Annotated in this window: 14 protein-coding genes; 5 read left to right on the plus strand and 9 right to left on the minus strand. The window is 46.4% G+C overall.

The window, feature by feature from the left end; genetic code table 11:
• Positions 1-3: 3 nt before the first annotated feature.
• On the minus strand, positions 4-810 hold the full coding sequence (locus tag BT127_RS08925; protein WP_175541946.1) for an arylamine N-acetyltransferase family protein: 807 nt from the start codon (positions 808-810) through the stop codon (positions 4-6).
• A 179-nt stretch (positions 811-989) separates the two neighbouring features.
• Between BT127_RS08925 and BT127_RS08930 the strand changes: the two genes are divergently transcribed.
• From BT127_RS08930 to BT127_RS08950, 5 genes are all read left to right on the plus strand, one after another.
• Positions 990-1457 (plus strand): pyridoxamine 5'-phosphate oxidase family protein, encoded by a 468-nt coding sequence (locus BT127_RS08930; protein WP_075424663.1) that lies wholly within the window; start codon positions 990-992, stop codon positions 1455-1457.
• A gap of 210 nt (positions 1458-1667) precedes the next feature.
• The gene (locus tag BT127_RS08935) at positions 1668-1859 is read left to right on the plus strand and encodes an SHOCT domain-containing protein (protein WP_075424664.1); all 192 of its coding nucleotides are present in this window, start codon (positions 1668-1670) and stop codon (positions 1857-1859) included.
• Positions 1860-1889: 30 nt separating this feature from the next.
• Entirely contained in the window at positions 1890-3437 is a 1548-nt protein-coding gene (locus BT127_RS08940; RefSeq protein WP_075424665.1) for a recombinase family protein, read from the plus strand.
• Positions 3419-3811 (plus strand): recombinase family protein, encoded by a 393-nt coding sequence (locus tag BT127_RS08945; RefSeq protein WP_082334967.1) that lies wholly within the window; start codon positions 3419-3421, stop codon positions 3809-3811. The genes BT127_RS08940 and BT127_RS08945 overlap by 19 nt, the downstream gene beginning before the upstream one ends.
• The gene (locus tag BT127_RS08950) at positions 3808-5361 is read left to right on the plus strand and encodes a recombinase family protein (protein WP_075424667.1); all 1554 of its coding nucleotides are present in this window, start codon (positions 3808-3810) and stop codon (positions 5359-5361) included. The genes BT127_RS08945 and BT127_RS08950 overlap by 4 nt, the downstream gene beginning before the upstream one ends.
• 52 nt (positions 5362-5413) lie before the next feature.
• Here BT127_RS08950 and BT127_RS08955 read toward each other — a convergent pair whose 3' ends face one another.
• The 8 genes from BT127_RS08955 to sigE form a co-directional block, all read right to left on the minus strand.
• Positions 5414-6073 carry an SMI1/KNR4 family protein gene (locus BT127_RS08955; protein WP_075424668.1) on the minus strand — a complete coding sequence of 220 codons (660 nt, stop codon included), beginning with the start codon at positions 6071-6073 and terminating at the stop codon, positions 5414-5416.
• Between the two features lie 251 nt (positions 6074-6324).
• Entirely contained in the window at positions 6325-7683 is a 1359-nt protein-coding gene (gene rlmD / locus BT127_RS08960) for a 23S rRNA (uracil(1939)-C(5))-methyltransferase RlmD (RefSeq protein ID WP_075424669.1), read from the minus strand.
• A 59-nt stretch (positions 7684-7742) separates the two neighbouring features.
• Positions 7743-8189: a hypothetical protein gene (locus BT127_RS08965; protein ID WP_075424670.1), complete on the minus strand. Its 447-nt coding sequence runs from the start codon at positions 8187-8189 to the stop codon at positions 7743-7745.
• A gap of 40 nt (positions 8190-8229) precedes the next feature.
• On the minus strand, positions 8230-9729 hold the full coding sequence (gene hemZ, locus BT127_RS08970; RefSeq protein WP_082334969.1) for a coproporphyrinogen dehydrogenase HemZ: 1500 nt from the start codon (positions 9727-9729) through the stop codon (positions 8230-8232).
• Positions 9716-10360 carry an MBL fold metallo-hydrolase gene (locus BT127_RS08975; protein WP_075424671.1) on the minus strand — a complete coding sequence of 215 codons (645 nt, stop codon included), beginning with the start codon at positions 10358-10360 and terminating at the stop codon, positions 9716-9718. Before BT127_RS08975 ends, hemZ begins: the two co-directional genes overlap by 14 nt.
• 24 nt (positions 10361-10384) lie before the next feature.
• On the minus strand, positions 10385-12724 hold the full coding sequence (locus BT127_RS08980) for a RelA/SpoT family protein (protein ID WP_318257207.1): 2340 nt from the start codon (positions 12722-12724) through the stop codon (positions 10385-10387).
• A 48-nt stretch (positions 12725-12772) separates the two neighbouring features.
• Positions 12773-14818 carry a single-stranded-DNA-specific exonuclease RecJ gene (recJ, locus tag BT127_RS08985; RefSeq protein WP_075424672.1) on the minus strand — a complete coding sequence of 682 codons (2046 nt, stop codon included), beginning with the start codon at positions 14816-14818 and terminating at the stop codon, positions 12773-12775.
• A 183-nt stretch (positions 14819-15001) separates the two neighbouring features.
• Entirely contained in the window at positions 15002-15700 is a 699-nt protein-coding gene (sigE, locus tag BT127_RS08990; protein ID WP_075424673.1) for an RNA polymerase sporulation sigma factor SigE, read from the minus strand.
• Between the last annotated feature and the right edge of the window lie 11 nt (positions 15701-15711).

Genomic DNA, 15711 nt, shown 5'->3' on the forward strand with positions numbered 1-15711 from the left:
ATATTATACTTTTATAGAAAATATGCTTTGTAGTATTTCTTTTTTCTTTTCCGCCTCTATTATTTCGTCTATAATGATCTCGCCTTCAGAAAACTCCTGATAATGTCCGTCCCATATCCGTATATTACTGTGATCGGTAAATATAGATACCTTCTCAAACTTGTTTATCCCCGAAAGTGGGTGAATATCGCAAAAGTTACACGGCATTATGTAGTCAATATCGAGCTGAGGTTCTTCGGTGAACCCATACAGCCTGCGCCAATCATTGTTTTTTAGTTTCTGCCACAATATCCAGCCGAAGAAATCGTCTTTTTCAAGGCGGTATTCCGAGATACCGTCGTTTTGAATAAGTCCCTCTGTAAGCAACAGCGGCTTTCTTGAACACTCGGAATTTACGCCTACATCGGTCAGATATCTTTCTCCGCCTACTGTGACGGTCATTACTCTGTGTGTTCGCTTATGTATCTCGCCTTCAGGAATTATATATCTGCTGAGATGGCTTTTTACATTGAACCCGATGCTTTTCAAAAGCCACGCATACAGCCCGTTCAGTTCAAAACAGATACCGCCTCTGTGTTCGGTTATCAGCTTGCGGTATAATTCCTTATGATTGAGTGAAGTAATCCTGCGTTCAAGGCAGTCATAGTTTTCGTATGGAATATGAGTAAGATGAGCTTTTTGCAGTAATGCAAGGCTATTCAGGTCTGTATTTATATCACACTCTATCCCGATACGTTTCAAATATCCCATGATCTCATCAGCGGTCATTGGAGTGTCATCAATACTGTATTCTATTTTATTGTCAGACATAGTAATCGCCTCTGTATTGCGTGTTCTTAGTATTTTTATTATATCACAAGGCATATATAAAGTCAATCTGCAAAGGTTTATCCGGATTCAGCCTGATTGACTTTTTGAAGCAATTGAAGTATAATAATCATTAAGCAAGCACTCGGCTTACTATGTTTGTTACAATATAGGAGGATACAATGAGAAGAAACGACAGAGAAATAACAGATAACAGCGTGATCGAATCCTTTATTGCAAAGGAACAGATCATAAGGATAGCTTTCTGTGATAACGGAGATATTTACATCGTACCTGTAAACTACGGATATATCAATGATAACGGAAAATACTGTTTCTATTTTCATGGAGCTAAGGCTGGCAGAAAGTATGAGCTTGCAAAAAAATCACCGAAAGTCGGTTTTGAGGTAGACGGCAACTATGAACTGCTTGAAGCAGATATAGCCTGTGACTTTTCGGCTAAGTTCCGGAGTGTTATCGGAACAGGTACTCTCAGCTTGGTAGAGGATAGTAGTGAGAAGATCAAAGGTCTGAACACTCTTATGAAACAGACTACCGCAAGACCTGAATGGAGTTATGATGACGCGATGCTGGGTGGCGTTGCGGTATTCAGGCTTGATGTTGAGAAAATGTCTTGCAAGGCAAAATAAGATCAACTCCCATCCTGCTGTCGATGACGGCATCACGATTGAGGTCACCGTGGGCGGCAAGAAGTACATCGGAAAACTGAATAAGGCATAACAGCAGCGCCCGTCGGGATTTTTTCTCGGCGGGCGTATTTTTTTCGTCCAAACGCACCTCGATTCTGTAGTGGTATATGAAGGGGTTGACTTTTCTGGCTATCAATAGGAGGTGCTATTATGGATCAGCAGAAAATCATTGATGAGATCAACTATCACAAGGCACAGGCACTCACGGAACTGCTCTATGCCAGAGGTATGATTACAGTTGTCGAGTATGACAAATTATCGGAATTAAACCGCAAATCTTTCTCTCCGCTATACGCGGACTTATTACCGAAAACGCTTGATAAATCATCGGTTCAGAGTTAATATTGTATACTGACAAAGGAGGGACAACCATTGAAAATCAAGAAAATCGAAGCACAGCCTGCTGTGGTGAAAAAGCTCCGGGTGGCTGCCTACTGCCGAGTCAGTACCGAGAATGAAGACCAGAAGGAAAGTCTGGAAGCACAGCGCGAGCATTACGAGTCGTGGATCAGGATGCACGATGACTGGGAATGCGCGGGCGTGTTCTATGATTTCGGCATAAGCGGCACAAAGGCGGATGCCCGTGAAGGCTTACAGGCTCTGTTATACGCTTGCCGTACCGGAAGCGTCGATTATGTGCTGACAAAATCCATCAGTCGTTTTTCCAGAAACACATCCGACTGCCTGTCGCTGGTGCGTGAGCTGCTTTCCTATAATATTCCGATATACTTCGAGAAGGAGAACATTGACACCGGCAGCATGGAAAGTGAGCTGATTCTGTCTGTTCTCAGCAGCATGGCACAGAGCGAATCCGAGTCCATTTCCAAGAATGTGAAGTGGTCGGTGAAAAAGCGAATGGAAGAAGGTACCTTTGTTTTCGGCTACCTTCCATACGGCTACACAAAGGACGCAGACGGAAAAATGGTCATTGATCCGGTCGAGAGTGAGATCGTCAGGCTGATTTTTGATCTTGCGCTGAACGGTATGGGAACATACAAGATCGCGCAACTGCTCGACAGAAAAAATTTTCCTACCCGCAAGGGCGGCAAATGGTCAGGTTCGACAGTCAAGGGTATTCTTGTGAATGAGAAGTACTACGGCGCTGCTGCATTCCAGAAAACCTACACCGACAGCAACTTCCGACGCCATAACAATCACGGTGAAGTCGATAGCTTCATAGCGGAAGATCACCACGAAGCGATTATCAGCAAAGAGGTTTTTGACCGTGTGCAGGTCATGATACAGAAACACATTGATGAACACGGCATCGTAAAGGATATGGGAAAGTACCATAACAAGTACCCTTTTTCCGGTATCATCATCTGCGGTGAGTGCGGCGGCAAGTTCAAGCGGCAGACGCAGAGCGGCGGAATTGCATGGGCTTGCTCTACACACCTTTATAATAAAGATGCCTGTTCCATGATGTTTATCAAGGATGAAGCGATAAAGGCAGCATTCGTGACGATGATGAACAAGCTGATCTTTGGCTGCAAGCAGGTTCTCGTTCCATATTACGATGCACTCAGCCTCGCCGATACGGACGAGAGCCTGCAAGGGATACTGGATCTTAAAAATGAATTGCAGCGCAACAGTGACCGCAAGAACGACCTGCGGAAACTGCGTGTCAAGGGCTTCCTTGATGCGGCGATGTACAATCAGGAGCTGAGGCGTGTCGAAATGGAGAGCGAGGAAATCCGCGCTAAAATGAAGTGCATTGACAGAGCCGGAGAGAACGGCGATATCAAGGAAACGAAAAAGCTCCTTCGCTTCGCAGAATCGGCAGAAATGCTCACAGAGTTCAGCGACGAACTGTTCACCGAATACGTTGACAGCATCATTGTATACACCAGAACCTGCATCGGCTTCCGGCTGAGATGCGGGCTGGCGTTAAAGGAGGAAGTATGTACGGGTACAAGATAGTGGACGGTAAAGTGATAGTTGACGAGCAGGAAGCGGCAGTTGTTATAAACATCTTCAACGGGTATCTTTCCGGCATGAGCCTGCGGGATGCAGCAACCAATGCAGGCAGACCGATGGTTCACAGCATGGTGAAGCGCATCATCAGTAACTTCTGCTATGTCGGTGATGACTTCTATCCTGCGATTGTCAGCCGCCAGACCTTTGCGAGAGCGAACGCTGAACTGATACGCAGGTCAGAAAAGCACGGCGGCAAGAAGCGCCTGCAAATGCCGCCAGTCTATACGGAGTTTGATATTTCAGAGCCGGAGATGCATTTTGACGATCCGATAAAGCAAGCCGAATACATCTACAGTTTGATCGGGGTGAGGAAATGAATGTTATAAAAATACCTGCCAAGCCACAGAAAGGCAATAATGCGGCGAAGGAGGAAGTCAAGAAGCTGCGTGTTGCTGCCTATTGCCGTGTTTCGACGGACAACGAGGAACAGGCTACCAGCTACGAAACACAGATCGAGCATTATACTGAATTTATCAATAAGAATCCGGAGTGGGAGCTTGTCAGGGTGTATGCCGATGACGGCATCAGCGCGACCTCGACCAAAGGCAGAGAGCAGTTCAATGCTATGATCGAGGACTGCAAGAAGGGCTTGATCGACATGATCTTCACGAAGTCGATCAGCCGGTTTGCCAGAAATACAGTTGACTGCCTGAACTATATCCGTATGCTCAAGGAAATGAATATTCCGGTATTCTTCGAGAAGGAGTCCATAAATACGATGGACTCGAAGGGAGAAGTCCTCCTGACCATTATGGCATCGCTGGCGCAGCAGGAATCGGAATCACTCAGCCAGAACGTCAAGATCGGTGTGCAGTACCGCTTCCAGCAGGGGAAGGTGATGGTCAATGCTCGCCGCTTTCTCGGCTACGATAAGGACGATGAAGGACACCTGATCATCAATCCAGAACAGGCGGAAATCGTCAAGCGTATCTTCCGGGAGTACCTTGAGGGCGCAAGCTGCAAAAAGATCGCTCAGGGACTGCAGCGTGATGGTATTCCGAATGCTCGCGGTAGCACAAAATGGCATGATAACAGCATACGCCTGATTCTCGGAAATGAGAAGTACATGGGAGATGCGCTCCTGCAAAAGACCTACACCGTGGACTGCCTCAGTAAAAAGCGGGTAAAGAACTCCGGTATCGTGCCGCAATACTATGTCGAGGACGACCACGAAGCTATTATATCGAAAGAGACATTCCTGATGGTGCAGGAAGAAATGGCACGACGAGCGAGAACGCAGCTCCCGTTCGGCGGAAAGAAGGGCTATAGCGCCAACCACGCATTCTCGCAGATAATCTTCTGCGCTGGCTGCGGAGAGCAGTTCCGCAGAATACACTGGAACAACCGTGGCAAGAAGTCGGTCGTCTGGCGCTGCGTCACACGATTGAAGGAGAAGGACAAGTGCCGTGCCAGAACCGTCAGCGAGGAAACCTTAAAGGCAGCATTCCTTGAAGCCCTCAACGAGATGGTCTGCGACAGCGACACCTACCTGAACAGGCTCCGGGAGAACCTTGAAGCTGCGATCAATTCAGCTAATCCCATGTCGGCGGAAGCCCTCTCAGCGAGAATGGCTGAACTGCAGCGGGAGCTGATCAACCGGACGGAGCGCCGGGAGAACTTCGATGACATCACAGAGGAAATCCTGCGCCTGCGTGAGCTGCAGGAGCAGAAAGGCATGGACGAAGCTACGCAGAAGGAACACACGAAGCGCATAAAGGAGCTTCAGAAATTCATTCAGTCTCAGCCGAGTGAGATCACGGAGTTTGATGAGGCTCTGGTAAAGAAGCTGCTCGAAAAGGTTACCGTCCACGATGACTACTTGGAATTCCGGTTCAAGTCGGGCGTGACAATCAGTATTGAAATGTGAATAGATATGAAGAGCCCCGCATCACTGAATTTCAGTGATACGGGGCTGTTTTTTATTCATAATCAAATCCAATTAATTTTCTGAATGCAAAAGCATTTTCACACTTCGGATCAATGCCATTATTGCTGTCGGAGATAAACGGCATCATCTGCCAGTCCTCCATCCCGCAGCCACCACACATAATAAGGTTCATCAAGAAAGTATCAAAGTCCTTTCCGAGGATGATACCGTTGCTGTCATCTCCTTCGTGGCTAAGGTAAACTACAGGAGGATTGTCAGGATTCGAGCCGATATCTAATGAAATAATGTCACCATTTCCTACATCAATGATACCGAGCTTGTTATGCCATACTTTATCGTATTCGTCTTCTTCATCAGGGAAGCATTCTGTAACCCAGTCTCTACGGATTATTTCGTTGCTCTCGACTTCTTCCAAAGAAATCACATATTGAGCAGCAAAAATACCTTTCAGCTCCTTCGGCAGATTATCACAGAATTCATCCGGCAGAAACGCATACATTTCAAAGTTTTCAGAGAAATGCAAAAAGAAGTCTCGTAACTGTTTGGGCAAGGTGATTCCTATGCGTTCCTCTACTGCTTTGATGCTTGCTTCATCTGAACAGGGAGCAGTTTTGTAATGGGCTTTGTCATCCATTTTCTGATAGCATTTTATCAGGCGATTGCATAACAGATCTAATTTCTGATAGTCCATAGTTCTGATTCCTTTCTATACTTTTCCGCATTACTACGGATTTGTTTCCACTTTGTACATTTTGACGAATGACAACCAATCTACGAAGTATCGAACCCTCTGTTATCCAATCTGCGCACTAACCTCACTGAGCAGATTGGTTGTCAGGCGTTTTTAGTTCGTAGATGTTTTTCCAAATACAGTAAAAAGCCGGTTAGGGTTGACTTCGCAGATTGACTGTATAGCCGAAAACTGCCGTAAAATCGGCACTTTTACGCCTTATCCCTTGACATCAATACTACGCACTCAACGTGCCTGGTTCTTGGGAACAGGTCAGCGCCGCAGACTTTTACAGTATTGTAGCCATGCTGTGAGAGCCATTTAGCATCACGAGCAGCAGTTGACGGGTTACATGATATCATGACTATTTTCTGCGGAGCGGCATTTGTTACGGTTCGGAGTGTATCCTCGGAACAGCCTTTACGCGGCGGATCGAGTATTATTATATCGGGTGAGCAGCCGTTTTTACTAAGTTCAGCGAATACGTTTCCTGCATCACCTGCATAGAATTCGGCGTTTGATATGTTATTCATTTTTGCGTTGAACTGAGCATTTTTAATGGCATCGGGAACTATCTCAACTCCGATTATCTTTCCCGCTTTATGAGCCATAGAAAGACCTATAGTACCTGCACCGCAATAGAGGTCCGCAATTGTGTCTGTTGTTGAAGGTGAAGCATACTCAAGTGCCTTGGCGTAAAGTTTTTCCGCCTGAACCGTATTGACCTGGTAGAAGGAGAGGGGAGATATCTGGATGCTGTTGCCGCACATTGTATCATTTATGTGATCGCTTCCCCATAAAGTGATACATTTTTCTCCGAGGATGACATTAGTGCATTTGGGATTGATATTAAGGATGATACTTTTTATGTCCGAATATTTTTCCGTGAGATTTCTGCAAAGAGAAGAGAACTGACGTGAAACATCCTTACGGGCAACGATACAGACCATTATCTCACCTGAATGTGTACCGCGCCTCAGGTAGATATGTCTGAGAAGTCCGTTACCTGAGACTTCATCGTATACGGACAGTTTTTTAGAGTCTATGTAGTCAAGTATATCATTGGTTATGCTGCTGAATATTTCAGGCTGTAGAGCACAGTCATGGACCGGTATGACACGGTGACTTCTCTGGGCGTAGAAACCACAGACAGCCTTGCCGTTCTGGACAGCAAGCGGGTATTGAGCCTTATTGCGGTAGTGTTCGGTAGTGTCAGCGGAGAGGAATTCCTCGAATTCGGGTTCGAAACCGCCTATCCTGCGGAAAGCATCACGTACTGTATCAGCTTTTGCTCGGCATTCTGCTTCGTAGGAGATATGACGGTAAACACATCCTCCGCATTTTTTATATACCTGACAGTTATCAGTAATTCTGTCGGGAGAAGACTCTGTGATCTCCTCGACGATACCGTAAGCATAGCTGGTGAGGACCTTTACTATCCTGACCTTTATTTTGTCACCTACAGCGGTATCGGGTACAAAAACAGCCATGCCGTCCACACGACAGACACCGCTGCCTTCAGATGTAAGTGCAGTTATCTCAGCGTTACAGACCTGATTTTTTTCAGGCATATCGCCACCTCTTTCCATAATAAAGTTGTATTCACAACGGAGCTGAATATATAGGATGTTTATTCGCCCCAGAATTTGTATTTCAGACTTTCGATATAATCAGGTATACTGATCTCTTTTCCCTTGGTATCGGTTGCCCGCCAGAAATCAGGTTGATACATTTCGGTTTCTCCTGCATAATATTGCATCAGGAAGTTGTGTTCATTATCAGCACTAAGAGTGTAGATTCGTTCATCTTTGTCACTTTTTCCATCCTGAACAATATATCCGATGCATGCTTCGGTATCTTTTGCATTTATTGATCTGCTGATAGTTCCATATGGCATATATTGTCTGCCTTCAAATTCAATAACGCTATATGCTGCATCGTCATCAGAAGTATCGATATATTCGCCCATTTCAAAAGCTATCGCTTTGTCAGTAAGGTCCGGGAAATCTTTTTTTCCGCAGCTTGGAAGTGAAAGAGCAAGTACATATGCCATAAAAACAGACAGATATTTTTTCATAATGAAGCCTTTCAAGGGAGTGGAGTTAAGAAGTTAAAAATCAAAAATTGTTGCTTCCTGATAATATCCTGAGACATTCAGCGGCTTCGTTTTTCTTCGTCAGAAGTTCGTCGAAGCGTCGGATATATTCATAGGGGTACTTGTGGTTGTGAATTCGTGTTATTTTTCCGTTGGGGTATACGAGCTTCGTTGAAGCGGCACATCCTACTCCGAGAATAGTCTGAGTTTCGTCCATGATGAAGATGTTGTAAAGACTCTCGAAGCCTTTCTTTGCATAGCCAACATTTTCGAGGTTATCAACAGTATTTTTCTGACGGTACATGTAATAGGGGAGATAGTCATTTTTCATGAGACTGTCAACGCTGTAACGAACCATGTCAGCGGCAGGTTCGTGGTCCACGTTGTAACCCTCGGAGAACAGCGTGGCAGAGCGCTTTATGGTAAGAGTATGGACGGTTATACTTTCAGGTGATAGACCGATGATGCGGTCGAGAGTATTGCAGAAGCTTTCAAGCGATTCAGTCGGAAGACCTGCAATAAGGTCGGTATTGATATTATTGAAACCTACCTTTCGTGCAAGCTCGAACGCCTTTACGGCATCCTCGCCCGAATGGCGGCGTCCTATGACTTTAAGGACATCGTCATTGAGTGTCTGAGGGTTAACTGAAATGCGGTCCGCACCGTATTCCTTGATGACCTTCAGTTTTTCCTCGGTTATGGTATCAGGTCTTCCTGCCTCGACACTGTATTCACGGACGTTGTCAAGATCGAATGAGCGCTGAACGCACTCCATTATGGTACGAAGATCTTCGGCTGAGATCGAAGTGGGAGTACCTCCGCCGAAGTATATGGTATCTATCTTAGTTCCTGTTTCACGTACCATTTCACCTGTATACTCTATTTCCCGGCACAGTGAAGCCACATATTCGGGCATCAGTTTTATAGCGGAGTCCATAGAGTGTGATACAAATGAGCAGTAGCTGCATCGTGTGGGACAGAAGGGGATAGAAACGTAAAGGCTTACAGCAGAAGTATCAATCCTGTCCAGCAGAGGAAGCTGGTTTTCGGCTGTAGCGCAGGCAAGTTCGAGTTTATCGGGAGATATCTCGTATTTTTCGGTCATGATGCGTTGAATCTCATCCCTGTCGAGTCCCTGACGTATAAGCTCGATAACCTTCTTAACGGGACGAATTCCCGTCATAAGTCCCCATGGCGGCACTATCCCTGTTTTGCGGCTGAGTATATGGTATATAAGCCTGCACAGTTCATGCTCGCAGGTGTTTTTATCGGAATCTGCGGGCAGAGTTATCTCATCCTTTTCGGGAGAACCTTCAAGACATACAACAGCTGAAAGCTTCACCTTGTCCCATGAGAAAGCTGACATCTCTGCTATAACGTAGCTTTCTCCCTGGGCATCTGATACATTATCGGAAAAGCTGAATCTTGATGTGCTGAAAAACAGCTTAAGAGTAGCCTCTACCTCATATTTGAATGAATTGCCCAGAAGTACAACGGGCATTCTGTAGTTACTGTCGTTCATTGGCACCTCTCAGACCTGCAAGGTATGGATTGTTCTCACGTTCATAGTCCAGTGTTGTGGACTCGTTATGTCCCGGATATACCTTATAGTCGCCTTCAAGCTCGCCGAGTCTTATCAGTGATTGTCTGAGGAACTGAGCATTTCCGCCCGGGAAATCAGTCCTTCCTGCCGAGCAGCAGAAAAGAGTATCGCCTGAGAAGATAACATCGTCACAGATATAGCACACACTGCCGTAGGAGTGTCCGGGAGTATGGAAAACACGGAAGGTACAGTCCCCGTCATTGATGAAGCAGTCGCCTACAACAACGGTATAATCGTTTATTGGTCTGAACTCCATTATCGACATTGCGCTGTGGAGCGATTTTGCGGGACTTGTCAGCATAGGTGCATCATTCTGGTGGATATACACCTCTGCGCCTGTAGCTTCACGGACCTCCTCAACACCGCCTATATGGTCAAAGTGACCGTGGGTAAGGAGTATTTTTGTAAGACGAAGCTGTTTCATCTTAAGGTATTCAAGGAATATCCTGCTTCCTCCGCCTATGTCCACAGCAACGCATCTTCCGGGTGCAGTTTCCACGATATAGCTGTTTGCATGCAGTTCACCGAGCTGGAGTATATGTATCCTCATAGTGCTGACCTCCGATCAGTAGCTTTAAATATTGGAACGTTCAACGGTTATTACTCCTTTTACATGGCGTATCTTATCGAAAACATGTTTAAGCTGATCAGTTCCCGATATAATGATAGTACCTTCAAACAGAGCGTTTCCGTTTTTCAGTATTCTTGATGATGAATGTACGATTGGTATCCTTGCTTCAAGGAGGATAGCGGAAATATCGTATACCAGTCCCACACGGTCCGTAGCAGTTACCTCGAAGCTTGTCTGCATCTGGGTATTGCTGTTGTCGCTCCACTGTATATCGCACCAGCGGGCGAGCTCCTCGGGATCGTTCCTTGCTAAAGCTGCTTTGTAGTTGGTGCATCTTGTGGTGTGGACGGATATGCCGTAGCCTCTTGTAATGAATCCGACTATCTCATCTCCAGGTAGAGGACTGCAGCAGTGAGCGAATTTTACTACCATATCGTCTATCTGGTCGAGAACGATGTTGCTCCTTCCTGTAAGCTTTGGCTTTATAGGCGAAGCAGGAGCGGTTTCCTCTTCTGTACCGTAAAGACGGACGTACTTGTCCTTAAGTCTTGCGATTATCTTGGAAAGGGATACGCCTCCGTAGCCTATGGATGCATAGAAGTCATTGAGGTCTGAACAGTTATGGCGCCTGAAATCGTCCTGAAGGAATTCTGTGTAATCCTCTTCGGGGAGGTTGATGTGGTGACGTTTGAATTCACGTTCAAGAGCGGCTTTTCCCTCGATGATATTCTCTTCGCGGCGTTCCTTCTTGAACCACGAGCGTATTTTGGAACGTGCCTCATTGGTCTGTACGATATTGAGCCATGCTCTGTTAGGTCCCTTATCGGGATCCTTGGTGGTGAGTATCTCGCATATCTGACCTGTCTGGAGCTTGTAATCAAGGGGAACGATCTTGCCGTCCACCTTAGCGCCGACGGTCTTATGACCTATCTCGGTATGGATACGGTAAGCGAAATCGATGACTGTGGAGTTGACAGGAAGGCTTACTGAAAGACCTTTCGGAGTCATAACCACAATATCCTCGGGATCGAGGTCGGTCTTGATGATACGGACTATTTCCTCAACGTCATCGGAGGTCTGCTGAGCCTCTATGACCTGACGTACCCACGCAAGACGCTGTTCCATTTTGTCCTGACCGTGTATGCCCTCTTTGTATTTCCAGTGTGCTGCGATACCGTATTCAGCTGTCTCATGCATGTCCCATGTACGTATCTGAACCTCAAAGGGGATACCCTCCTTGCCGAGAACAGTGGTGTGTAGAGACTGGTAGAAGTTAGCCTTCGGAGTTGAGATATAGTCCTTGAATCGGTTCGGTATGGGGCGGAACATATCGTGTATGAGACCGAGCACGTTATAGCATTCACCGATAGTTGTAACGATTATTCTTACTGCGTATTTATCGTATACTTCCTCGATACTCTTGTGGTCAATAAACACTTTGCGGTAAATGCTGTAAACGCTCTTTACTCTTCCGTCTATCTGTGGAGGTCGTGTGAATTCCTCACCCTTGAAGCGCTGAGCAATACGTTCCTTGATAGTCTCGATGAAAGCCTCACGTTCCTCCTTGTTGTTTTCAAGGATGTTCTCTATCTCGGCATAAGCGTACGGATCGAGATAGTGGAAGGAAAGGTCCTGAAGCTCCTCCTTTATCGCTCTGATACCGAGACGGTGGGCAATAGGAGCGTAGATATTCATTGTCTCGAGGGCTGTGTTGCGCTGTTTGTCAAGGGGACGGTACTTAAGTGTACGCATATTGTGGAGTCTGTCCGCAAGCTTGATTATCATAACGCGGATATCCTGTGACATAGCAAGGAGTATCTTGCGTATATTTACAGCCATTTCCTCTTCCTTGGTGTTTGTAGGGATCTTGCTGAGTTTTGTAACACCGTCAACGAGGTTAGCAACGTCCTGACCGAAGCGCTTTTTCAGATCGTCGAGGGTAGCGTCTGTATCCTCAACAACATCGTGAAGGAGCGCCGCACAGATAGTGTCTGTATCCATGCCGAATTCAAGGAGGATATATGCTACTGCCAGCGGATGTATGATATAAGCCTGACCTGATGAACGCTTCTGACCTTCATGAGCCTTTGCGGCGAACTCATAAGCAGATATGATCTTTGAAAGGTCGTACTGCTTGTCATCGGTAAGTATCTTCTCGATTATCATTTCGATAGTGAAATTATCGTCATAATCAGGGATATCCTTGAGAAAATCCGCCGAATCATCCGTCTGTTCGGGAATAAGTATCTCACGTTCCTGATGTGGGATATTGGAAACGTTCATAGAGTTGATGTCCTTGTTCTCGATGTTTCCGAAATCCTCGGTATTACTTTTCTTATCCATACTCTCATCCTCCTCAATAACTTTCACGCCCGCTTACTTGCGAGTCTTTTATTTTTTACGTTCTGCGGCATCTCCGCAGAGTTCCCTTAGTCTGACCAGTACAGGAGCAGATGCAAGGTCTGCACGTTCTGTAACTCTGACACGTGATACGTTCATATCCGCTGAATTCACACGGATAAGTCCGAGCTGACGGAGTGCTTCGACTGCTACAGCAAAGCGGCAGTAATTCAGTCTCAGGTCGCTGAGACGAATGAACAGCGTGTCGAAGTTGGTACCTGTCTCGTTAATGCCTTTATAGACCTTGATGACGTCTTCACGGGAAGGCATCATGCTCGGGTAGTAATTTTTCGGAAGCTCCTCATTACGAAGGAAAGCCTCGAAAACGTCCCTGCCTGCAAAGTATTTGCTCTGAGTGAATACGTGGGGGCGTATATCACTGACGAAAATGCTTGGGGATATGTTCCCTCTGAACTCATTAACGCCGAGCGAAACTATCATATCACAGATATCGCCCTTTTTCACAGTGAGCTGCGAGGGACTGCACCTGAATACCAGAGCCTCGGCAGTGGTGTATCCGAGTTTCAGCCTTAGCTTGGAGTGTGCGCCCTCTGAAAGGGGAAATATATCCATTACCTGAGCATTTTCTATGTAGAAAAGCGGTTTTTCGTTGTCCATACCGAATGGTTCAAGGACGGAAAGTCCGCGGATATTATCGATGTCCAGTTCTTCGGGAGTAAGCTGTGCATCTGCGGAAAGCTCTGCAACAGGCATCGTTTTATGGTTCTCCAGAGCGTATTTTTCAAGAAGCCTGCGGAACTCATCAGCCTGTCCCTCTTTTATTGTGAAACCGCCTGCACCGGGATGTCCGCCGAACTTGACGAGGGTATCGGCGGCATATGTAAGCGCTCCGAATACCGAGAATTCAGCGAATGAACGTGCCGAACCCCGTATCTCGCCGTTATCTTCGGAAGCGATGAAGCAAGGCTTTCCGAACTGCTCCATTATACGTGAAGCGACGATACCTATAACGCCGTGGTGCCAGTTCTTTCCGCAGATGAAAATGATTCTGCCGCGGATGAGGTCTGGGCTGGCATCTATCATGTCATAGACCTCGGAAATAATGGCGTTTTCCGCATCCTTGCGCTCGTTGTTCAGTCGGTCCAGCTCACGGGCAATGGGAAGAGCCTCGTCGTAGTCCTCACACAGGAACAGCTTAAGAGCGGTAAGAGGTGAACCGAAGCGTCCTGATGCGTTTATGCGCGGTGCAAGTCCGAATCCCACGGCTCTTGAATCGATAGCCTTTTCTGTAAGACCGCTTACTTCTTTCAGAGCGATAAGTGCGGGACGATCCGTATTGTTTATGAGTTCCATACCGTAAGCGGCAATGAATCTGTTCTCGCCCTTAAGGCTGACTATGTCCGCTATTGTCGCTATTGCTGCAAGGTCGCCGAACTGTTCAAGCGCCATTGTGTAGTCACCTCCGTCGAGGGCAGCAACAAGTTTCAGTGCTATGACTGCACCGCAGGCGTACTTGAAGGGGGAGAAGCAGTCGTGTCTGTGGGGATCCACAACAGCCTCTGCACGGGGAAGTGTATCTCCCTGTTGGTGGTGGTCTGTGACGATGAGTTTCATTCCGAGAGCGTAGATGTATTCGGCTTCGGAAATAGCGGTTATACCGTTATCAACAGTGATTATCATGTTAACTCCGCTGTCGGAGAGTTTATCTATGGCAGTTGTATTAAGACCGTATCCCTCGTTTCGTTCGGGGATATAGTACATTACGTCCGCACCTATTTCGGTGAGGTAAGAATAGAGTATTGCTGTGGACATTATACCGTCGCAGTCATAATCGCCGTAAATGCACAGCTTCATTCCCGAGTCTATGGCGTTATTGACAGCGTCCGCAGCTTTCTGCATGTCCTTTATGAGGAAAGAATCTGAAAGTCCCTCTGCCTGAAGGTCATTGATGACGGATTCAGGGGAAGAATAGCCTTTTGAAGCAAGTACGGCAGCTGTAAGGGTACTTACGCCGCATCCGAAAGTCAGCGCAGAAACTGTTTTGCGTTCTGGGATGCGGATATTCCATTTTTTCATTTATAAGCTCCTATACGATTCCAATTTATTACTTATTATTATATCATTAAGGTCTGATTATTTCAATAGCGGCTGAAAAAATCGTCAGTTTATCCTAAATGGGGTGTTGATAATTCATGACGGATATGATTTTTAACATTACAAAGCAAAAAGCGCGTATCGAAGGACGGTACGCGCTAACGCTCATGACAGACTTTCAAGTCTTACACGAAGCTTCTTGATGATTTTTTTCTCCAGTCTTGATATGTAGGACTGGGATATGCCTATTATGTCCGCCACTTCCTTTTGCGTTTTCTCTTTGCCGTCAAGGAGTCCGAAGCGCATTTCCATTATCTCGCGCTCACGTCCACCGAGCTCCGCAACAGCATCACGGAGCATTGTGCGTTCAGCTTCGTTTTCTATGCCTTTGCTGACGATATCATCATCTGTGCCGAGAACATCCGACAGCAGGAGTTCGTTGCCGTCATAGTCGGTGTTAAGCGGTTCATCGATAGACAGGTCTCCGCGGTACTGTGAAGCTTTCCGCAGGAACATGAGTATCTCGTTCTCTATGCACCTTGAAGCGTATGTCGCAAGCTTTATGTTCTTGGTGGGACAGAAGGTGTTCACAGCCTTTATGAGGCCGATAGTGCCTATGGAGACAAGATCCTCGATGCCTATGCCTGTGGACTCGAACTTCTTTGCGATATAGACCACAAGACGAAGATTGTGAACTATGAGAGTTTTACGGGCTTCGGTGTCATCCTCCATAAGACGGCAGAATACCTCCTGTTCCTCTTGCTTTGTCAGAGGCGGAGGGAGTGTGTCGGAACCGTTGACGTAGTGGACGTTTCCCGTAAAGAAGCGCTGTATGCACTCTTTTAGTTTTTGCAGTATATTCATGTTTTCTCCTT

This window comes from Ruminococcus sp. XPD3002, assembly GCA_900119535.1.
Taxonomy (GTDB): domain Bacteria; phylum Bacillota; class Clostridia; order Oscillospirales; family Ruminococcaceae; genus Ruminococcus; species Ruminococcus flavefaciens_H.